This window comes from Pseudomonas sp. ADAK13 (assembly GCF_012935715.1).
Taxonomy (GTDB): domain Bacteria; phylum Pseudomonadota; class Gammaproteobacteria; order Pseudomonadales; family Pseudomonadaceae; genus Aquipseudomonas.
Genome location: NZ_CP052860.1, coordinates 2,739,666 through 2,758,960, shown reverse-complemented (window position 1 = coordinate 2,758,960; position 19,295 = coordinate 2,739,666). Strand labels below are relative to the sequence as shown.

Here is a 19,295-nt window from a genome sequence, read left to right as displayed (position 1 = left end):
AGCCACGGCCCTCGGGGCAATGACAGATAGTCACTTGAGGGTGTTTTTCCTGCGGATTGGCTGGAGAAACCGTTTACCGGTTCGTCCATAGGTTATAGCGACTGCTTATAACCACCGATTATCGACCAATATCAAAACTTTTTGATATTGCCCTTGCGGGGTTTTCCCACCGTCTCTAGACTGCTGGCCTTATGAACGTAAGCGCACCTTCCATTCGCCCCGATGACAGCGACGAGCTGGCAGCCCTGTGCAAGGCCGGCGGTGATCCGCTGCGCCTGAATGTGCTGCGTGCGCTGACCAACGACTCGTTCGGGGTGCTGGAGTTGGCGCAAATCTTCGCCATTGGCCAGTCCGGCATGAGCCATCACTTGAAGGTCCTGGCCCAGGCCGACCTGGTGGCCACCCGCCGTGAAGGCAATGCGATTTTTTACCGGCGCGCCCTGCCTCACACCGAACAGTTGGGCGGCAAGCTGCACGCCGCGCTACTCGAAGAAGTCGACAACCTGAGCCTGCCGGTGGATGTTCAATCGCGCATCAGCCAGGTGCACGGGCAACGCGCTGCGGCCAGCCAGGACTTTTTCTCACGGGTAGCCGAGAAGTTTCGCGCCCAGCAAGACTTGATCGCCGGCTTGGCGCAATACCGCGAAAGCGTGTTGGCACTTTTGGACAAGCTGAGCTTCAGTAATGAAGCGACGGCACTGGAAGTCGGGCCTGGCGATGGTGGTTTCCTGCCAGAACTGGCGCGGCGCTTTCATCAGGTCACGGCGCTGGACAACAGCCCGGCCATGCTGGAGCTGGCCCGCCAACTGTGTGAGCGCGAGGCACTGGGCAATGTTCGCCTGCAGTTGGCCGACGCCCTGAATGACACCCGCCTGCGGGCCGACTGCGTGGTGCTGAACATGGTCCTGCACCATTTCGCCGCCCCGGCAGAAGCCCTCAAGCAGATGGCGAATTTGCTGCAACCCGGCGGCAGTCTGCTGATTACGGATTTATGCAGCCACAACCAGAGTTGGGCCAGGGAGGCCTGCGGTGATCTCTGGCTGGGTTTTGAACAGGACGATTTGGCCCGTTGGGCCACCGCTGCGGGACTCGTTCCCGGGGAAAGCCTCTATGTAGGTTTACGTAATGGTTTCCAGATTCAGGTCCGCCATTTTCAGCGGCCGGCTGGCGACACTCACCATCGGTAAATATCAGGAAAACATCGAGATGAGCGAATACTCCCTTTTCACCTCCGAGTCCGTGTCTGAAGGGCATCCGGACAAAATCGCCGACCAGATTTCTGATGCGGTGCTGGACGCCATCATTGCTGAAGACAAGTTCGCCCGAGTGGCGTGCGAGACTCTGGTGAAAACGGGCGTGGCGATCATCGCCGGCGAAGTCACCACCTCTGCCTGGGTCGACCTGGAGCAGATCGTTCGTGACGTGATCACCGACATTGGCTACACCAGCTCCGACGTCGGCTTCGACGGTGCGACCTGCGGCGTGATGAACATCATCGGCAAGCAGTCCCCTGACATCAACCAGGGTGTCGACCGTGCCAAGCCTGAAGATCAGGGTGCTGGCGACCAGGGCCTGATGTTCGGCTACGCCAGCAACGAAACCGACGTACTGATGCCAGCACCGATCACTTTCTCCCACCAACTGGTGAAGCGCCAGGCCGAAGCCCGTAAATCCGGTGCATTGCCATGGCTGCGCCCGGACGCCAAGTCCCAGGTGACCTGCCGTTATGAAGGCGGAAAAGTGGTCGGCATCGACGCGGTGGTACTGTCGACCCAGCACAATCCGGACGTTTCCTACGCCGACCTGCGCGAAGGCGTCATGGAGCTGATCGTCAAGCACGTGCTGCCTGCCGAACTGCTGACCAAAGACACCCAGTTCCACATCAACCCGACCGGCCAGTTCATCATCGGTGGCCCGGTAGGCGACTGCGGTCTGACCGGCCGCAAGATCATCGTCGACAGCTACGGCGGCATGGCCCGTCACGGCGGTGGCGCTTTCTCCGGCAAGGATCCATCCAAGGTTGACCGTTCCGCGGCCTACGCCGGTCGTTATGTGGCCAAGAACATCGTGGCGGCCGGCCTGGCCGAGCGTTGCGAGATTCAGGTGTCCTACGCCATCGGTGTGGCCCAGCCTACGTCGATCTCGCTGAACACCTTCGGTACCGGCAAGATCAGCGACGACAAGATCGTCAAGCTGGTGCGTGAAATCTTCGACCTGCGTCCGTACGCAATCACCACCATGCTCGACCTGCTGCACCCGATGTACCAGGAAACCGCGGCCTACGGCCACTTCGGCCGTACTCCGGAGCAGAAGACTGTCGGCAACGACACCTTCACCACGTTCACCTGGGAAAAGACCGACCGCGCCAACGACCTGCGTACTGCCGCCGGCCTGTAATCGCTTTACGGTGCACCCAAAACCCTGCCGGGTTCTCCCGGCAGGGTTTTTTATTGCCGGATGATTTGCGGGCGATGTTCACGTTTTTTGGATCCAATGCTTGCAGGCTAAATGATGGCCCACTAGAATCCGCGCCCTCCCGGGCCCTCACCTTTTATTGGATATTGCACTGCGCCTGCCCGGGAACCATAAGCGCGCAGGCAATCGAACATTGAGGTTTTTCATGCGCATTTCCACACTCGCCCCGGCCGCCCTTCTGCTCAGCCTGTTTGCCCTGCCGGCGCACGCCGACTTGAGCGCACTCAGCGGCCTGACGTCCCAACTGGGTGTGTCTTCCGGCGACTGCGAAAAACAGAGCAAAGACCTGCAAGCCAAAGTCGACGCCGCCAAGGCCAATGGCGAGGACCTGAAAGTGAAAGCCATGCAGGCCGCTCTGGATCAAGTAAACAAGGGTTGCAAAAAAGTCAGCGAGTCCCAGGACAAGCTCGACGCAGGCCAGCAAAAGCAGCAGGCCAAGGCCGACAGCAACGACACCGTGAAAGCCCTGGGCGGTCTGTTCAAGTAAGCAGAAACATCGGGTAAACAGCCTCGCGATTGCGGGGCTTTTTTATGCCCTCAGGGATGGCATAGGCTGGGCGCCCTTTCAGAGCAAGGATGCTCATGATGACGTTGCCTATGCGCCTGCTGATTTTCTTTTTACTCAGTTTCTCGCCGCTCATGGCGTGGGCACGGGAGTGCCCCGACTGGGACACCGATCACGCGCAAGCCCAGATCACCACCCTGGCGCAGCAGGTCCGCCAATGGGATGACAGTTACCACCGGCTGGGCCAGTCACTTATCAGCGATGAGCTCTATGACCAGGCCCGCCAGCGCCTGACCCAATGGCGCAGTTGTTTTGCCCCCGGCGCTGCAGTCACGGATAACCCGCTGGGCACTGCACGCGGCACAATCTCCCACCCGACGCCTCACACCGGACTGGAAAAACTGCTGGACGATAACGCCGTTCGAAGCTGGTTGAGCACTCGTCAGGACGTGTGGATTCAGCCCAAGGTCGATGGCGTCGCCGTGACACTGGTTTATCGAAAGGGCCGACTGAGCCGGCTCATCAGTCGCGGCGATGGCCAACTGGGCCAGGACTGGTCAGCGTCCGCTCGCAGGATCCCCGGAATCGTCCAGCAGCTGCCCGAGCCTATAGACCTGCTGTTGCAAGGCGAACTCTATTGGCGACTGACGGATCATGTGCAAGCCGTCAAAGGCGGCATCGGCGCCCGCAGCAAGGTAGCCGGGCTGATGAACCGCCGGCAGTTGAGCGAAGCCGACGCCGCCAATATCGGTCTGTTTGTGTGGGCATGGCCCAAAGGCCCCGGGGACTTTTCCGAAGCGCTGAACCAGCTTGCGCAATGGGGCTTCACCGACAGCGGGCGCTACAGTCAACCGATCAAGGACATCACTGAAGCCGCGCACTGGCGCAGTTACTGGTACAGCCACCCACTGCCCTTCGCCAGCGACGGCGTGGTGCTGCACCAAAGCCAGCGCGCGCCGGCAGAACGATGGCGGGTCAGCGCGCCCTATTGGGCGGTTGCCTGGAAGTACCCGGTGGTCAAGGCGCTGGCCTATGTCCACAAGGTGCACTTCAAGATTGGCCGTACCGGGCGCATCACCTCCATCCTGGAGTTGGAGCCGGTACTGCTCGACGACCGCAACATCAGCCGGGTCAGTGTTGGCTCACTGAAACGTTGGCAGGAACTGGATATCCGCCCTGGCGACCAGGTTTCCATCAGCCTCGCAGGCCAGGTTATCCCGCGCCTTGACCGCGTCATCCTGCGCAGTCAGCCGCGGGTCGAGTTGCAGGTCCCGCAGGCCAAGGACTTTCACCCGTTGAGTTGTTGGCAACTGGCCCCCGGTTGTGAAGAACAACTGCTCGCGCGGTTGACCTGGCTGAGTGGCGCCCAGGGGCTGGCCCTGCCACACATCGGCCGCGAAACCTGGAACAGCTTGATTCAGGCCGGTCTGATCGTTGACCTGCTCGATTGGTTAACCCTGGATGAGGCAGAGCTTGCTAACATTGATGGATTCGGTGAACGCAGCAGTGCGCGTTTACTCGACAGCTTGCGCAGCGCCCGGCAGCGACCGTTCGCACAATGGCTGATGGCCCTGGGAGTACCGCCCACCGCCCGCAACAATCTACAAGGCGGCTGGCAAACCCTGGCCGCCAAAGACACTCAAGCCTGGCTGGCAGAAGACGGCATAGGCCCGGGCCGCGCGGCGCAACTGAGCGCTTTTTTTCGCGACCCGCAGGTGCTGGCCTTGAGTGAAACATTACGGGCTGCCGGAATAGATGGTTTTTAACCGTTGCCCGGCGGCATTAACCGGTGCCGGCAGAATTCATCCTGCCCACCTGATTGCGACCTTGTTCCCCTTGGAGCGTTTATGAAATTTCTTGCACCTTTTGCCCTGTTGACCGTCGCGACCCTGATGGCCACGCCGCTGCTGGCAGCCGAAGAAACCGCGCCACTCACCGGCTGTGCCGCCAAGCGCCAGGCCATCAGCACCCAGATCGAACAAGCCAAGGCCCACGGCAACAGCGAGCAGCAAGCCGGCCTGGAAAAAGCCCTGAGTGAAGTCACTGCCAACTGCACCGACGCCTCCTTGAAAAAGGAGCGCGAAAACAAGGTGCTCGACGCCAAGCACGAAGTCAGCCGCCGTCAGGCCGACCTCGACAAGGCAATGAAGAAGGGTGATTCCGACAAGATCAACAAGCGCAAGGACAAGCTGGCCCAGTCACGCAAGGACTTGCAGGACGCCCTGGACGAACTGGACAAGTAAGACGCCTCAGTGATCGCGGAACTGTTTGTGGCACGCGGTGCAGGCATCTTCGACTTTCTGCACCGCAGGCCCGAGATTGCTCGCCTTGTAAGGCTGGACCTGACTGGCGATCACCAATTCACCGGTGGCCGTTTCAAGGTTTCGGGCCATTTCCTGGAAGCGTGCCTGTTGCTGCCACACGTCGTCCTTGGCGCTGGTGTGGTCTTCTTCACGCACGCTCGGGAAATGTTTCCACGGTTCATGGGACAACGTATCGAGCTTGACCGCGCCTTCGGCAAATTTTGCGCCGTCGAACGGAATGCGCCCACGCAACATGCCGCCCAGGTCTTCGCCGGTCTTGAGCATCTGCTTGAAAATGGCCTTGCGCTGGCCCAGGGGCGAATTCGGATCAACCCCGCCGCAGGCGGACAGTGTCAGGCAGGCCAGCAATACAACGGTCAGTCTTTTAAAAGTCATGATGGCTCAAGGTCACGGGAAACGGCGGCCAGTATCCTCGCCCCGCCCGCAAAGACCAATACCCCTATTAATAATAAGGGTTGCTCGAACGCCGACCGGCACGGGCAATCGCTTCAGGAATCATGTTCATGAATACCCGTTTTAAACCCTGGAGCCGCCGCCTGGCGTGGGCTCTGCCAATGATCGCGTTGCTGGCCGGTTGCGACACCGGCAAAGATGAAAAAGCCAAGCCCCACGCCATCGCGACCTACGTCGGCGCTACCTGGGAAAACCTGCCGGCGGTGTCAGACAGCGACCTGCAGGCCGGCTTCGAATCCTGGCGCAGTGCCTGCCAACGGCTCAAGGCCGACCCGGTGTGGGGCACGACGTGCGCGGCGTCGGCCAGCGTGCCGTCCACCGCGATGGCGATTCGTGATTTCCTCAAGGCCAACCTCGATGTCTACGGCCTGCGTTCGGCAGACAACAGCCCCAACGGCCTGATCACCGGCTACTACGAACCGGTTTACCCCGGCAGCCTCACCGAAACCGCCACCGCCCATGTGCCGGTGTTCGGCGTGCCGGATGACCTGATCATCGTCAACCTGGAAAGCATCTACCCGGAACTCAAGGGCAAGCGCCTGCGCGGTCGCCTGGAAGGTCGGGTGCTCAAGCCTTATGACGATGCCAGCGCCATCAACCAGCAAGGCTCTACCGCCAAGCCGATCGCCTGGCTGACCAACCCGATGGACCTGCAATTCCTGCAGATCCAGGGTTCGGGCCGTATCCAACTGGCCGACGGCCGCCAATTGCGTGTCGGTTACGGCGATCAGAACGGCTACCCGTACCGCCCCATCGGCCGCTGGCTGGTGGAGCAAGGCGAGTTGAAAAAAGAAGACGTGACCATGGGCGCCATCAGCGCCTGGGCCAAGGCTCATCCCCAGCGGATTCCTGAATTGCTGGCGAGCAACCCCAGCTACGTATTCTTCAGCGCCCGCCCCGACAGCAACGAAGGCCCGCGTGGCTCGCTGAACGTACCGCTGACTGCAGGTTATAGCGTGGCGGTGGATCGCAAGGTGATTCCGCTGGGCAGCCTGTTGTGGCTGTCGACTACGCGACCGGATGGCGCACCGATTGCCCGCCCGGTAGCCGCGCAGGACACCGGTGGTGCAATTACCGGAGAAGTGCGCGCCGACCTGTTCTGGGGAACGGGTGATGCCGCAGGGGAACTGGCGGGCAACATGAAGCAGCAGGGCCAGATCTGGATGCTGTGGCCTAAAGGTGCGGCGCTGCCGAAAGTGCCGGACGCACCGACAGGAACCTGAATAACACCACTGACCTATGTGGAAGCGGGCTTGTGTGGGAGCGGCGGTGCGACGATTCGACTTGCTCGCTCCCACATTTGAACAGTGCCAGGCTTTAGATCGAGACGAAGAAGAAACTCGCAATCAACGCCATCCCCAGCGCCCACACCACCGACCGCAGCATCGCCCAGTCCGCCAGGTAGCAGATGATGTAGAGCAACCGGCTGGTGATAAACAGCACCGCCAGTACGTTGATGGTCACCAGCGAAGCGCCGCCTGCCAAATGGGCAATGATCACTGCCGCCGCAAAGGCCGGGGTCACTTCAAAGCTGTTGAGTTGTGCACTGTGGGCACGTTTGGCGAACCCCTCCAGAGTATCCAGGAAGGCACGCGGGTCATGGTTCTGCCGGGGCCCGAACTTGCCGCCGCTGAACTTGGCCACACCCGTGCACAGGTACGGCAGAAAGATTGCGATCAACACACACCAGAAAGCGACTGTCATAACCCATTCCTTTTTTAGTTTTATCCGACGGTTAGAGTTTCATCACGAACATGCCGATCAGCACCAACCCACAGGCTATGAGCCGCGGGCGGCCGAAAGGTTCTTTCAGGTAACGCATGCCGAACAGCACCACCAGAATCACGCTGACTTCCCGCAGCGCGGCAGCCTCGGCAATCGAGCCCAGTTGCATGGCCCAAAGCACCAGAGCGTAGCTCAACAACACGCATAACCCGACGCTCAGCCCCAGCCGCCACTGCGTGCGCCAGAACAACCCGAACGCCGCCCGCTTGCGCACCATCGCCAGTAACGGAAACGGCCAGGCGCTGATCAGCGTCAGCCACACCAGGTAATCCAGCGGGTGCGACCAACGGCGCAACGCCTGGCCGTCGAGGAAGGTGTAGCAACCGATGCACAGGCCAATCAGCGCCACCACCGGCAGCATCGACCAGGGCAACCGGTCACCGCCGCCGCCCTGCCACAGCAGGCACAACATGCCGAACGGAATCAGCAGAATGCCGAGGATCTGCTGGGTGCTCAGCACCTCACCGGCAAACACCAGCGTCAGCGCGAGCACCACCAGGGGCGACAGCCCGCGCATCAGCGGGTACACCAACCCCAGGTCACCCACGCGATAGGCCTGGATCAGCAGGTAGCGGTAGAGCAGTTCAAACAGCGCCGAAGCGATGATCCACGGCCAGATGTCCAGCGGCGGCAGCGACACGAACCCCACCGCCAGCAAGACAAACAGCAACGCTACGCTGTCCATGCACGCGATCACCAACAGGCGCTCGCCGCTGAATTTGATCAAGGTGTTCCACGTCGCATGCAACAGCGCCGCTACCAGTACCAGAGCCGTTGCAATCACCGGTGACTCCCCAGTCAGAAAACATAGAATTGATTCGCCATATGTCATCAGCTGTTTATACTAAAGCCGACCACGCCGCACTCAGTTGCGCAAAGACCTATACCAATAAATGTTTGTTGCTGCCCGATCCCTCCCGATCCGGGCGCCGGCATGCGTATGCCTGATCAGAGCGTCACGATTACCGACAGGAGATCCTCGCATGCCGCTCGCCTTGCTTGCACTGGCCGTAGCCGCCTTTGGCATCGGCACCACCGAATTTGTCATCATGGGCTTGCTGCCCGACGTCGCCCGTGACCTGTCCGTGAGCATTCCAAACGCCGGCCTGCTGATCACCGGCTACGCCCTGGGCGTGGTGTTCGGCGCACCGATCCTGGCTATCGGCACCGCCAACATGCCACGCAAGGCCACGCTGCTGGGCATGACCGTGATGTTTATCCTCGGCAATGTGCTGTGCGCCCTGGCGCCGAACTACGCGACGCTGATGGCTGCCCGCGTGGTCACCGCGCTGTGCCATGGTGCGTTCTTCGGCATCGGCTCGGTAGTGGCCGCCGGCCTGGTGGCGCCGAACAAACGGGCACAGGCGATTGCGATGATGTTCACCGGCCTGACCCTGGCCAACGTGCTCGGCGTGCCGTTGGGCACTGCGCTGGGCCAATACGCCGGTTGGCGCTCGACGTTCTGGGCGGTGTCGGTCATCGGCGTGATTGCCGCCGTGGCCCAATGGCTGTGGCTGCCCAAGCACATTGCGATGGACAAGGCCAACCTCGCCAGCGAGTTCAGGGTACTGACCAAACCCAACGTGCTGCTGGCCTTGAGCATGAGCGTCCTGGCCTCCATCAGCCTGTTCAGCGTTTTCACCTACATCGCGCCGATTTTGCAAGACATCACCGGCGTCAGCCCCCACGGCATTACGCTGATGTTGCTGCTGTTCGGCGTCGGCCTCACCGCGGGCAGCATGCTCGGCGGGCGCCTGGCCGACAGCCGCCTGCTGCCCTCGCTGGTGGGCATGGCCCTGGCGGTGGTGCTGATTTTGGCGGTGTTCTCCCACACCAGCCATTCGGTGATCCCGGCGGCGATTACCCTACTGCTGTGGGGCGTGTTCGCCTTCGCGTTGTGCCCGATCCTGCAACTGCTGATCATCGACCAGGCCCACGAAGCGCCGAACCTCGGCTCGACCCTGAACCAGAGCGCCTTCAACCTGGGCAACGCCGCCGGCGCCTGGATCGGCGGGCTGGTAGTGGCCAGCGGCGCCGACCTGTCGGACCTGCCCTGGACCGGTGCACTGCTGGGTTGCCTGACGGTACTGGCGGCACTTTTCTTCATCTACCTGCAACGCCGCAGTACAACTGCGGTCAACCTACCCAACTGATAAATGTGTTCCGTGTGGGAGCTGTCGAGCTTTAGCGAGGCTGCGATGCCGGCGCTGCGGTCTTGCAAGCACACCGAGGTGATGCCATCGCAGCCTCGCCGGGACTCGACAGCTCCCACATTTGATCTTCACTCCCCCCTCTGTCCAAGGACCCCGGATGCTTGAACTTGTCGCTGCGTTTATTTGCCTGACCACCCTGCTCACGTATGTGAACTACCGCTTCATCGGCCTGCCGCCCACCATCGGTGTGATGGTGACGGCGCTGATGTTTTCCCTGCTGCTGCAAGGCTTGAGCTTTATCGGCTACCCCGGCCTTGAAGAGCGTATCCAGCAGTTGATCGGCCAGATCGACTTCGGCGACTTGCTGATGAACTGGATGCTCTCGTTCCTGCTGTTCGCCGGCGCCCTGCACGTCAACCTGAGCGACTTGCGCAGCTACCGCTGGCCCATCGGCCTGCTCGCCACGTTCGGCGTATTGATCGCCACGGTGGTGATCGGCAGCCTGGCCTTCTACATCTTTGCCCTGTTCGGCTGGCACGTGAGCTTCCTGTACTGCCTGCTGTTCGGCGCGCTGATTTCCCCCACCGACCCGATTGCCGTGCTCGGCGTGCTACGGACCGCCAACGCGTCCAAGCCGCTGAAAACCACGATCGTCGGCGAATCACTGTTCAACGACGGCACGGCCGTGGTGGTGTTCACCGTGTTGCTGGGCATCGCGCAGTTGGGCGAGACGCCCACCGTCGGCGCTACAGCCATGCTGTTCGCGCATGAGGCGATTGGCGGCGTGGTATTCGGTGGGCTGATCGGCTACATCGTGTACCTGATGATCAAGAGCATCGAGCAGTATCAGATCGAAGTGATGCTGACCCTCGCCCTGGTGATCGGCGGCTCGGCGATGGCCACCGAACTGCACGTCTCGGCACCGATCGCGATGGTGGTCGCGGGCCTGATCATCGGCAACCTGGGCCGCAAGCTGGCGATGAACGACATGACCCGGCGCTACCTCGACGGCTTCTGGGAACTGCTCGATGACATGCTCAACGCGCTGCTGTTTGCGCTGATCGGCATGGAGCTTCTGCTGTTGCCGTTCAACTGGCTGCACGTGCTGGCCGCCAGTTTGCTGGCGGTGGCGATCCTGCTGTCACGCCTGCTGACGGTGGCCCCGGCGATCCTGCTGCTGCGACGCTGGCGCACAGTACCCCGCGGAACCATCCGCATCCTCACGTGGGGCGGTCTGCGCGGCGGGGTTTCCGTGGCATTGGCCCTGGCCTTGCCGCTGGGCCCGGAGCGTGACTTGCTCCTGAGCATCACCTACATCGTGGTGCTGTCGTCGATCCTGTTGCAGGGCTTGAGCATCGGCAAGCTGGTCAAGCATGTGACCAAGGATGAGCCGGCGCCAGCCGCGACGCCCGACACTCACTGATCCTTGTTGATCTGCTGCGGATGCCTCGGGTCCGCAGCGGCTTTCCCCGGCAAACTGCTTTCGCTGCGAATCTGCGCATGGCTGATCAGCGCAAAGATAAAGCTGCCGCCGATGATATTGCCCGCCAGCGTCGGCCCGGCAAAGATCAGCCAAAAGTCTTTACACGGTAGTTCGCCGGCAAACACCAAATACGACACTTCCGCCGAACCCACCACGATGTGGGTGAAGTCTCCCAGCGCCATCAGGTAGGTGATCAGGATGATGATCCAGAGCTTGGCGCTTTCCATGGACGGGATCATCCAGACCATGGTGGCGATCATCCAACCGGACACGATGCCCTTGGCGAACATCTGGGAGGTGTCGTTCTCCATGACCTTGCGGCCGATTTCCAGGAAGGCCAGGTCGGTCTTGGTGTCGAAGATCGGCAGGTGCAGCATCACGTACGCCACCAGCAGGGTGCCGCACAGGTTGCCCACCAGCACCACCGTCCATAAGCGCAGCAGCCGGCCGGCATTGCCCAGGGTGGGCTTGCTCATCACCGGCAACACTGCCGTCAGGGTGTTTTCAGTAAACAACTGCTGGCGCGCGAGGATGACCGCAAGAAAGCCCGCGCAGTAACCAAAACTGGCAATCACCTTGAACCCTTCACCGTCCGGCAACCGCGAGTTGAGCAAGCCCATGCCCATCAGCGACAGGCCCATGGTCAGGCCGGCGGCCAGCGCCGACCACCATAGGGCAGCCACGGTACGCTCCAGTTCCTGGTCGCCCTGGGTGCGGATGATTTCGTGCAGAACCGCCGCACGAGGCGGCTGGTTCTTGTCGACGTCGTGTTGCTCTTCCTGCGACAGGTTGGGGGTCTTGCCGTCTTTTTCAGTGGCCATGGCGTTCCTGAATTCGTTGTGTGCTTTTAGCTACGACACGCGGCGTTCAGGACTGTTCAGCCACTAAACCGCCAGGCGCCATGCCTTGGCCATTTCCACTGTCGTGGAGCGCCCTGGCTGCGACCAGGGTTTATTACGTGCCACGTAGTTTTCAACGATGTCATCGAGCGCCTGGTTGACCTGGGCCGGCGTCGTTGCCCGGCCCAGGTTGTGTTCAACCCGACGCAGCAGGGCGACATTCGAATCCGGCTGGCCCGGGCGAAACAACGAGGGATAGAGAACCTCCCGAGCGAAGTTGTCGGCGATCACCGCGATATTGCGCTTTTTCATTTCGCTGATGGCACTTGCCAGGACCCTTGACGCGTTCTGATGCGGCGCTTGCAGCAGCTGCTGAAAATTGGGCTTGTCCGCATCATTGAGGCGAACTCCCAGCCACTCGACGTATTCCGGGCGGCTGGCCAGGGCGTCCAGGTTGCGCAACGCCGACGCCAATTCAGGCGTCATTTGCAGCCGATCGCCGGTGTTGGCCGACGCGACAGCCTTATCAAGCATGGCAAGCCCCTGCCGGGCTTCGTTTCGAAAACGCAGCACGTCACTGGACGCTTCGTCCTGATCAAGTGCGTCCTTTACGCTGGCAAGCATGGAATCGCTCATGGCCAACACAGCACCTTCAATCGAGCCGAATAAATACTGCTCCCGCACTTCAGAGCGTTTTTCCACATGGGCATTCACCGCAGCCCGTGCGAGTTGCTGCAGGTGATTCTTGACCTCCAGCGGCATGGTGAAATTGATCGTGCCGTTGAGAAAGCCGCTGAAGTCACCCATCCCGGTCTTCAATGGCATAACGACCGTCTGATCCTTCATGGCGTTAAGTTTCGAGGCCATCAGCTCATGATTGGCCGCGTTCGGGATCCCGAGAAACCCGTCCTTGAAACCGTCAAGGCGACTGCCGCGCACTGCCGCGGGCTCATCACCGTCGAACTTCAAGATCAGTTGTTCAGTATCGGCGATTGCACTGGCGGGAAACGTGCGCTGGAAAAAGTCAGTGGCGGGAGTGTTGAGCAGCAGGCCGCCATCCTGAAAGAAGGTTTTCTCGCCGTTTTCCTGAAACCCATGCCCTTGCTCCTGCGGCGCCTTGAACACCACCGGCGGCGCCCCCGAAATATGCGCGGCGCGCGCGATGTCCATGTCCGGCGTGAGACTGGCATTGAACACCACCAATTGCGGTCGGCCCTCGAACAAGCCGGTACCCGTGATATTGAGCTCTTTGATTGCCGGGATATGCCGGCTCAACACCTGCAAATCACCGAACGTCGTCGCGCCGCCCGCACTTAATTTGTCCGCAATCGCCAGGATTTGTGGTGTGCGCTGGTCCCTGGGCAAATCGGCAATGTGCGCCAGCACCGTTTTTCGCGACTCGTCGCGCACCAATGCCTCGAGGGGTTCGGCCTTGGAGCCAAGGCGTGGCAACACGTTAAACAAAACCTCTGCCAGGCTGCTGACCTTGCCCGCCACCTTCCCGACACTCGAACTCGCGTCCTGCAGCCATGCAGGAATGGCGTGTTTGCTGTTCAGCAGCTTGGGCAATTCAAGGCGGTCCGACAGCGTGTCGAAGTCCTTGGCCCCCATCCCACTGGCAATCAGGGCTGCCGAAATACCGCCGGCAGATGAGCCTGAAATACTGCGGATATCCTTCAAGGCGTTTTTATCTTCAAGCGCCTGGACCACCCCCGGATAGGCAATGCCCTTGGCACCGCCGCCACTGAGTACCAGGTGGGTGATCGGCGGCGGGGACAGCGTCACTTCCACCACGCCATTCTGATAGCGACTCAACGCCAACGTACGTTCGCCAGCACCGTCTACCAGGGACGTTTTCGTACCTTGAGGCTGGACGGTGGCCGGACCACGCCTTTCGACGACAGGCGCCAAAACCGTGTCGGCCGCCGCTGCCAGACCACTTCCAACAACATCCCGGGCAACGGGTGACGATGATTGAGGGAATGAAGGCTGAGTAGGATTTAACAGTTCCATATGTCGACTCTCTCTACAGGTTGTAGTCCTGTGTGACGAGAGAGCCTGGGAAAGGTCCATCCGGAAGCGTCTTGTAAAACAAGCCGCTCCCGGCCGAGATTATTCGCTGATGCCGTCTTCCTGGAACTGGTCCTTCACGTACTTGATCTCGGTACGCCCATGAGGCGCCGGCAAGCCGTCTTCACCCAGGTTGACGAAGACCATTTTTTCCACGGTCAGGATGCTCTTGCGGGTGATTTTGTTACGCACTTCGCAGGTCAGGGTGATGGAGGTGCGGCCAAACTCGGTGGCGGTGATACCCAGCTCGATGATGTCGCCCTGGCGCGAGGCGCTGACGAAATTGATTTCAGAGATGTACTTGGTCACCACCCGCTGGTTGCCCAACTGGACAATTGCGTAGATGGCCGCTTCTTCGTCGATCCAGCGCAGCAGGCTGCCACCGAACAGGGTGCCGTTGGGGTTGAGGTCTTCGGGTTTTACCCATTTGCGGGTGTGGAAGTTCATGTTCACTCCAAAGCGTGTTGCGAAATGATGGACAACATCATGGCAGAGGCCGGGGCCAAGCTCTATGAGCCATTGCCTATCAGCCCCATGCGCGATCTTCATGCCGCCGACAGAAAGGCTTTAGAAGTCAGGCGCAGACGGCTATAATCGCCTCCGCTTCAAAACGGTCATCTTCGATTGATACCGTTCTCCCGCCACCTGTCCGAGGGGCGCTGCAGCAGGCTCGACCTGTCAGGCTCGGATGGGGCGTTGTCCGGCCTGGTTAGCCAGCTGGATACTAAACGCACAACGGCGCCCATTCGCACACTACGAATGGAGGCTCTTCATGAGCGCTGTAATCACGCCTGCAGGTTTTACCGACTACAAAGTCGCCGACATGTCCCTCGCTGCCTGGGGCCGTCGCGAAACCTTTATCGCCGAATCCGAAATGCCAGCCCTGATGGGCCTGCGTCGCAAGTACGCCGCTGAGCAGCCGCTCAAGGGCGCGAAGATTCTCGGCTGCATCCACATGACCATTCAGACTGCCGTGCTGATCGAAACCCTGGTTGCCCTGGGTGCCGAAGTACGTTGGTCGTCCTGCAACATTTTCTCGACTCAAGACCAGGCCGCTGCCGCTATCGCTGCTGCCGGTATCGCCGTGTTCGCCTGGAAAGGCGAGACCGAAGAAGAGTACGAGTGGTGCCTGGAGCAAACCATCCTCAAGGATGGCAAGCCATGGGACGCCAACATGATCCTCGACGACGGCGGTGACCTGACCGAGTTGCTGCACAAGAAGTACCCGCAGATCCTCGACCGCGTCCACGGCGTGACCGAAGAAACCACCACCGGCGTACACCGCCTGCTGGACATGCTGGCCAAGGGCGAGCTGAAAATCCCGGCCATCAACGTCAACGACTCGGTGACCAAGAGCAAGAACGACAACAAGTACGGCTGCCGTCACAGCCTGAACGATGCGATCAAGCGCGGTACCGACCACCTGCTGTCGGGTAAACAAGCCCTGGTGATCGGCTACGGTGACGTGGGCAAGGGTTCGTCCCAGTCCCTGCGTCAGGAAGGCATGATCGTCAAGGTTTCCGAAGTTGACCCGATCTGCGCCATGCAAGCCTGCATGGACGGTTTCGAAGTGGTTTCGCCGTTCATCGATGGCGTCAATGACGGCACCGAAGCAAGCATCGACAAGGCCCTGCTGGGCAAGATCGACCTGATCGTGACCACCACCGGCAACGTGAATGTGTGCGATTCGAACATGCTCAAGGCCCTGAAAAAGCGCGCCGTGGTGTGCAACATCGGTCACTTCGACAACGAAATCGACACCGCTTTCATGCGCAAGAACTGGGCATGGGAAGAAGTGAAGCCACAGGTACACAAGGTTCACCGTACCGGTGCTGGTGATTTCGACCCGCAGAACGACGACTACCTGATCCTGCTGGCCGAAGGCCGTCTGGTAAACCTGGGCAACGCCACTGGCCACCCAAGCCGCATCATGGATGGCTCGTTCGCCAACCAGGTACTGGCCCAGATCTTCCTGTTCGGCCAGAAATACGCCGACCTGTCGCCTGCCCAGAAAGCCGAGCGCCTGACCGTGGAAGTACTGCCGAAGAAACTCGACGAAGAAGTGGCCCTGGAAATGGTCCGCGGCTTCGGCGGCGTAGTGACTCAACTGACCAAGACCCAGGCCGACTACATCGGTGTGGGCGTTGAAGGTCCGTTCAAGCCGCACGCTTACCGCTACTGATCGGCTTGGCTGCCCGCCCCCTCCCGGGGCGGGTTTGCCTTACAGGCTTTCGAGTTCCCAAGGGTATGACCATGTCCCAAGACCGTCGCTACAGCTTCGAGTTCTTCCCGACCAAGACCGATGCTGGGCATGAAAAACTGATGGCGACAGCCAAGCAGTTGGCCAGCTACAACCCCGACTTTTTCTCCTGCACCTACGGTGCCGGTGGCTCCACCCGCGATCGCACGATCAATACCGTGTTGCAGCTGGAAAGCGAAGTCAACGTACCTGCTGCTCCGCATTTGTCCTGCGTGGGCGACAGCAAGGCCGACCTGCGCGGCCTGCTGACCCAATACAAGCAAGCCGGCATCAAGCGCATCGTCGCCCTGCGCGGTGACCTGCCGTCCGGCATGGGCATGGCCAGCGGCGAGCTGCGCTATGCCAATGACCTGGTGAGCTTCATCCGTGAAGAAACCGGCGATCACTTCCACATCGAAGTGGCCGCTTATCCGGAGATGCACCCCCAGGCACGCAATTTCGAAGACGATCTGCAGAACTTCGTGCGCAAGGCCAACGCCGGCGCCAACAGTGCGATCACCCAGTACTTCTTCAACGCCGAGAGCTACTTCTACTTCGTTGAACGTGTGCAGGCGATGGGCGTGAACATCCCGGTGGTGCCGGGCATCATGCCGATCACCAACTACAGCAAACTGGCGCGTTTCTCTGACGCCTGCGGCGCTGAAATCCCACGCTGGATCCGCAAACAACTGGAAGCTTACGGCGATGACGTCAAGAGCATCCAGGCGTTCGGCGAACAGGTCATCAGCGAAATGTGTGAACAATTGTTGCAAGGTGGCGCACCAGGGCTGCACTTCTATACCCTGAACCAGGCCGAGCCAAGCCTCGCTATCTGGAACAACCTCAAGCTGCCACGCTAAGGTCTGTTCCGAAATGCAAAGGCCCTCATAATGAGGGCCTTTGTCGTTCTAAACGTACACGGAATTCTGCAGTCCATGAATACAGCCGCCCCGACGTCCCGCCCGCAACTGGTCTACCTGGTGTTCGGCGCAGAGACTTACCATCAGGAAGCCGTATTCAGCATCGCCAGCGCCCTGTCGTTCCTGCGCGATGCGCCGGATACAGGCATCGATATCCAGGTTTTCAGCGACAACCCCGAGCCTTATCGCCTGCTGCCGGTACGGGTGCGCCCACTGGATGAGGCCACCCGCAAACGCTGGAGCGAGCCCCACGGCTACCACTTCCGCACCAAGCACGTGGTGCTGCGGCAAGTATTGCAAGAATCCGACGTGGCGCTGCTGATCGACACCGACACGTTTTTCCATCATTCGCCCCTGGCGCTGTTTGAACGCGTGCAGCCCGGCACCCTGCTGTGCAACGCCTTCTACACCAAGTATGGCGACAACCACGAAAGCATCCTGTACAGCGCCTTGTATCAGCGCCTGCTGGACATGGGCGTGGCCGACGACGACATGATGACCCTCAACTCAGGCGTCATGGGCCTCACGCAGCAGGACGCGCACATCCTCGACCGTTCGATTGAACTGATGGACGAACTGTTCCCCCATGCCCAGGGCGCCTACACCCTGGAAGAGTTCTGCCTGTCGATTGCCGCCTATCGCACCCTCAACGTGCGTGAATGCCCGGACCTGATCCATCACTACTGGAGCCGCAAGCAGTTGTTCCGGGCCAAGGTCAAGGCGTGGATCGCCAAGCATCGGGCGAACCCCACCAGCGCCAAAGCCCTGGACGACACGCGCCAGGTTTCCGCCCACCTGCCCCGCCCGCCGCGCCTGCAACGCTTGATGTACAAGCTGATCACACTGGCATTGCCCAAGCACCAACAGCAGTTCATCCGGGAAATCCTCTACGGCTGCTATGAACATGAAAACGAGTTCGACCAGGCGTGTGGCCCGGTTTGGTGGGACAAGGCCCGGCAAAACCAGGAAGAGCGCCAGGGGCGACCGGTTGATGCTCACCTGTTGGAACACTGGTTTGCCAATCCCCTGGTACGGCTGATTCTGGGTGAGCGGCGCGAGGCAATCTACGAACACCTGATCAAATCTCCGGGCAAGTAAACCTCGCGAGCGCCCGCAGATCACTGTGCCAGAGCTTCTCTTTAGTCCGATACAGTCGTAATCTCAGGGCATGCCTGTCACTTTCCGGTTGTTGACTGCTGTTCTTTTTGCTTGCCTGAGCCTCGGCGCCCACGGCGAGAAACTGCGTATTGTCACCGAGCCCTGGGCGCCCTACGTGTATGACGACAACGGCACCATGCGCGGGCTCGACTACGAGACCACGGTGATCGTGTTCCAGCGCCTGGGCATCGATGTGGATTGGCAGTTTCTGCCCTGGAAACGCTGCCTGGCGATGCTCGACCAGGGCCAGGCCGATGGCGCACTGGATATTTTCCACAGCCATGAACGCGACGCGGTGCTGCTGTACCCCAGCGAGCCACTGTCCAGGGTCGAGTTCGTGCTGTTCTACGCCAATGACCGCCCGCACCCGTTCCAGACCTTCGACGACCTGCGTGGCCTGACCATCGGCACCTCGCCGGGCTACCTCTACGGCGCCGAATTCAGCGAATCCACCCTGTTCAAGCAGGAGCCGGCCGCCAGCCATGAGGCCAACTTCGGCAAACTGGCCCTTGGGCGGATCGACCTGGTAATTACCGACCGAAGGGTCGGCCAGCATGTGCTCAAGGCCCTCGGGCTTGAGGACCAGATCACCCAGGCGCCCCAAGTGGTGAGCAGCCAGCCACAATTCCTGGCCGTGCGCCGTGGTGCCGGCATGGATTTACTGGTGCAACGCTTTGCCGCCGAACTCAAACGCTTCAAGCAAGAGCCGGCCTACGCGGCCTTGAGCGCCAAATACGCCGGCACGAGTGCTCAAACCAGCGCGCTGGCCCTGCCCGCGAACACCGTTGAGCAGCAGGAAAGCAGCGCAGAGTGATTGCTCTGTTATACTCCGGCCTTTCCGCCAGGCTTACGCCCGGACGCTTCGGTCTTGCAAAAGGCACCCGACCCCGC

General features: G+C 60.7%; 18 protein-coding genes and 1 riboswitch. Of the genes, 12 read left to right on the top strand and 6 right to left on the bottom strand.

The features are described from left to right. Positions 1-191 precede the first annotated feature (191 nt). The 5 genes from HKK54_RS12840 to HKK54_RS12820 all read left to right on the top strand — a co-directional run bounded on the left by HKK54_RS12840 (position 192) and on the right by HKK54_RS12820 (position 5,223). The gene (locus HKK54_RS12840) at positions 192-1,187 is read left to right on the top strand and encodes an ArsR/SmtB family transcription factor (RefSeq protein WP_169386945.1); all 996 of its coding nucleotides are present in this window, start codon (positions 192-194) and stop codon (positions 1,185-1,187) included. 19 nt (positions 1,188-1,206) lie between these two features. Then, positions 1,207-2,397, top strand: a complete 1,191-nt coding sequence (gene metK, locus HKK54_RS12835) for a methionine adenosyltransferase (protein ID WP_010167594.1) — start codon at positions 1,207-1,209, stop codon at positions 2,395-2,397. A gap of 223 nt (positions 2,398-2,620) precedes the next feature. Next, on the top strand, positions 2,621-2,962 hold the full coding sequence (locus HKK54_RS12830) for a DUF1090 family protein (RefSeq protein ID WP_010167595.1): 342 nt from the start codon (positions 2,621-2,623) through the stop codon (positions 2,960-2,962). 98 nt (positions 2,963-3,060) lie between these two features. Beyond that, on the top strand, positions 3,061-4,746 hold the full coding sequence (ligB, locus tag HKK54_RS12825) for an NAD-dependent DNA ligase LigB (RefSeq protein ID WP_169389277.1): 1,686 nt from the start codon (positions 3,061-3,063) through the stop codon (positions 4,744-4,746). 81 nt (positions 4,747-4,827) lie between these two features. Beyond that, positions 4,828-5,223, top strand: coding sequence for a DUF1090 domain-containing protein (locus HKK54_RS12820; RefSeq protein ID WP_169386944.1), 396 nt, complete (start codon positions 4,828-4,830; stop codon positions 5,221-5,223). 6 nt (positions 5,224-5,229) lie between these two features. Here HKK54_RS12820 and HKK54_RS12815 read toward each other — a convergent pair whose 3' ends face one another. After that, positions 5,230-5,679, bottom strand: a complete 450-nt coding sequence (locus HKK54_RS12815) for a c-type cytochrome (protein WP_010167598.1) — start codon at positions 5,677-5,679, stop codon at positions 5,230-5,232. 128 nt (positions 5,680-5,807) lie between these two features. Between HKK54_RS12815 and mltA the strand changes: the two genes are divergently transcribed. After that, a complete protein-coding gene (gene mltA, locus HKK54_RS12810; RefSeq protein ID WP_010167600.1) occupies positions 5,808-6,980 on the top strand; it encodes a murein transglycosylase A in 1,173 nt (390 codons plus the stop codon). A gap of 94 nt (positions 6,981-7,074) precedes the next feature. Here mltA and HKK54_RS12805 read toward each other — a convergent pair whose 3' ends face one another. Together HKK54_RS12805 and HKK54_RS12800 are read right to left on the bottom strand one after the other, a co-directional pair. Beyond that, complete coding sequence (locus HKK54_RS12805; RefSeq protein ID WP_010167602.1) at positions 7,075-7,461, bottom strand: MAPEG family protein; 387 nt, start codon at positions 7,459-7,461, stop codon at positions 7,075-7,077. Positions 7,462-7,492: 31 nt separating this feature from the next. Continuing rightward, entirely contained in the window at positions 7,493-8,326 is an 834-nt protein-coding gene (locus HKK54_RS12800; protein WP_010167604.1) for an EamA family transporter, read from the bottom strand. A 199-nt stretch (positions 8,327-8,525) separates the two neighbouring features. Between HKK54_RS12800 and HKK54_RS12795 the strand changes: the two genes are divergently transcribed. Further along, positions 8,526-9,695, top strand: coding sequence for an MFS transporter (locus tag HKK54_RS12795; protein ID WP_169386943.1), 1,170 nt, complete (start codon positions 8,526-8,528; stop codon positions 9,693-9,695). A gap of 157 nt (positions 9,696-9,852) precedes the next feature. Beyond that, positions 9,853-11,118 (top strand): cation:proton antiporter, encoded by a 1,266-nt coding sequence (locus tag HKK54_RS12790; RefSeq protein ID WP_010167608.1) that lies wholly within the window; start codon positions 9,853-9,855, stop codon positions 11,116-11,118. Here the strand turns inward: HKK54_RS12790 and HKK54_RS12785 are convergent. From HKK54_RS12785 to HKK54_RS12775, 3 genes are all read right to left on the bottom strand, one after another. Continuing rightward, positions 11,112-11,999, bottom strand: a complete 888-nt coding sequence (locus HKK54_RS12785; RefSeq protein ID WP_169386942.1) for a formate/nitrite transporter family protein — start codon at positions 11,997-11,999, stop codon at positions 11,112-11,114. The genes HKK54_RS12790 and HKK54_RS12785 overlap by 7 nt on opposite strands. A gap of 63 nt (positions 12,000-12,062) precedes the next feature. Further along, complete coding sequence (locus HKK54_RS12780) at positions 12,063-14,090, bottom strand: patatin-like phospholipase family protein (protein WP_237151055.1); 2,028 nt, start codon at positions 14,088-14,090, stop codon at positions 12,063-12,065. Between the two features lie 39 nt (positions 14,091-14,129). After that, entirely contained in the window at positions 14,130-14,534 is a 405-nt protein-coding gene (locus HKK54_RS12775) for an acyl-CoA thioesterase (RefSeq protein ID WP_010167614.1), read from the bottom strand. A gap of 198 nt (positions 14,535-14,732) precedes the next feature. Continuing rightward, a riboswitch (S-adenosyl-L-homocysteine riboswitch) is annotated at positions 14,733-14,838 on the top strand. 21 nt (positions 14,839-14,859) lie between these two features. Here HKK54_RS12775 and ahcY point away from each other — a divergent pair. From ahcY to HKK54_RS12755, 4 genes are all read left to right on the top strand, one after another. Next, positions 14,860-16,269, top strand: a complete 1,410-nt coding sequence (gene ahcY / locus HKK54_RS12770; RefSeq protein WP_010167616.1) for an adenosylhomocysteinase — start codon at positions 14,860-14,862, stop codon at positions 16,267-16,269. A 71-nt stretch (positions 16,270-16,340) separates the two neighbouring features. Then, positions 16,341-17,186, top strand: a complete 846-nt coding sequence (gene metF / locus HKK54_RS12765; RefSeq protein ID WP_010167618.1) for a methylenetetrahydrofolate reductase [NAD(P)H] — start codon at positions 16,341-16,343, stop codon at positions 17,184-17,186. Positions 17,187-17,261: 75 nt separating this feature from the next. Next, positions 17,262-18,344: a hypothetical protein gene (locus HKK54_RS12760; RefSeq protein WP_169386941.1), complete on the top strand. Its 1,083-nt coding sequence runs from the start codon at positions 17,262-17,264 to the stop codon at positions 18,342-18,344. Positions 18,345-18,414: 70 nt separating this feature from the next. Then, entirely contained in the window at positions 18,415-19,218 is an 804-nt protein-coding gene (locus tag HKK54_RS12755) for a substrate-binding periplasmic protein (protein ID WP_169386940.1), read from the top strand. The last annotated feature ends 77 nt before the right edge of the window (positions 19,219-19,295 follow it).

Coding starts and splice junctions, on each gene's coding strand:
- ahcY (WP_010167616.1), top strand. CDS start 14,860: ATGAGCGCTGTAATCACGCCTGCAGGTTTTACCGACTACAAAGTCGCC.
- HKK54_RS12815 (WP_010167598.1), bottom strand. CDS start 5,679: ATGACTTTTAAAAGACTGACCGTTGTATTGCTGGCCTGCCTGACACTG.
- metF (WP_010167618.1), top strand. CDS start 16,341: ATGTCCCAAGACCGTCGCTACAGCTTCGAGTTCTTCCCGACCAAGACC.
- HKK54_RS12840 (WP_169386945.1), top strand. CDS start 192: ATGAACGTAAGCGCACCTTCCATTCGCCCCGATGACAGCGACGAGCTG.
- ligB (WP_169389277.1), top strand. CDS start 3,061: ATGACGTTGCCTATGCGCCTGCTGATTTTCTTTTTACTCAGTTTCTCG.
- HKK54_RS12775 (WP_010167614.1), bottom strand. CDS start 14,534: ATGAACTTCCACACCCGCAAATGGGTAAAACCCGAAGACCTCAACCCC.
- HKK54_RS12805 (WP_010167602.1), bottom strand. CDS start 7,461: ATGACAGTCGCTTTCTGGTGTGTGTTGATCGCAATCTTTCTGCCGTAC.
- HKK54_RS12790 (WP_010167608.1), top strand. CDS start 9,853: ATGCTTGAACTTGTCGCTGCGTTTATTTGCCTGACCACCCTGCTCACG.
- HKK54_RS12795 (WP_169386943.1), top strand. CDS start 8,526: ATGCCGCTCGCCTTGCTTGCACTGGCCGTAGCCGCCTTTGGCATCGGC.
- HKK54_RS12755 (WP_169386940.1), top strand. CDS start 18,415: ATGCCTGTCACTTTCCGGTTGTTGACTGCTGTTCTTTTTGCTTGCCTG.
- HKK54_RS12820 (WP_169386944.1), top strand. CDS start 4,828: ATGAAATTTCTTGCACCTTTTGCCCTGTTGACCGTCGCGACCCTGATG.
- HKK54_RS12780 (WP_237151055.1), bottom strand. CDS start 14,090: ATGGACCTTTCCCAGGCTCTCTCGTCACACAGGACTACAACCTGTAGA.
- HKK54_RS12760 (WP_169386941.1), top strand. CDS start 17,262: ATGAATACAGCCGCCCCGACGTCCCGCCCGCAACTGGTCTACCTGGTG.
- HKK54_RS12830 (WP_010167595.1), top strand. CDS start 2,621: ATGCGCATTTCCACACTCGCCCCGGCCGCCCTTCTGCTCAGCCTGTTT.
- metK (WP_010167594.1), top strand. CDS start 1,207: ATGAGCGAATACTCCCTTTTCACCTCCGAGTCCGTGTCTGAAGGGCAT.
- mltA (WP_010167600.1), top strand. CDS start 5,808: ATGAATACCCGTTTTAAACCCTGGAGCCGCCGCCTGGCGTGGGCTCTG.
- HKK54_RS12785 (WP_169386942.1), bottom strand. CDS start 11,999: ATGGCCACTGAAAAAGACGGCAAGACCCCCAACCTGTCGCAGGAAGAG.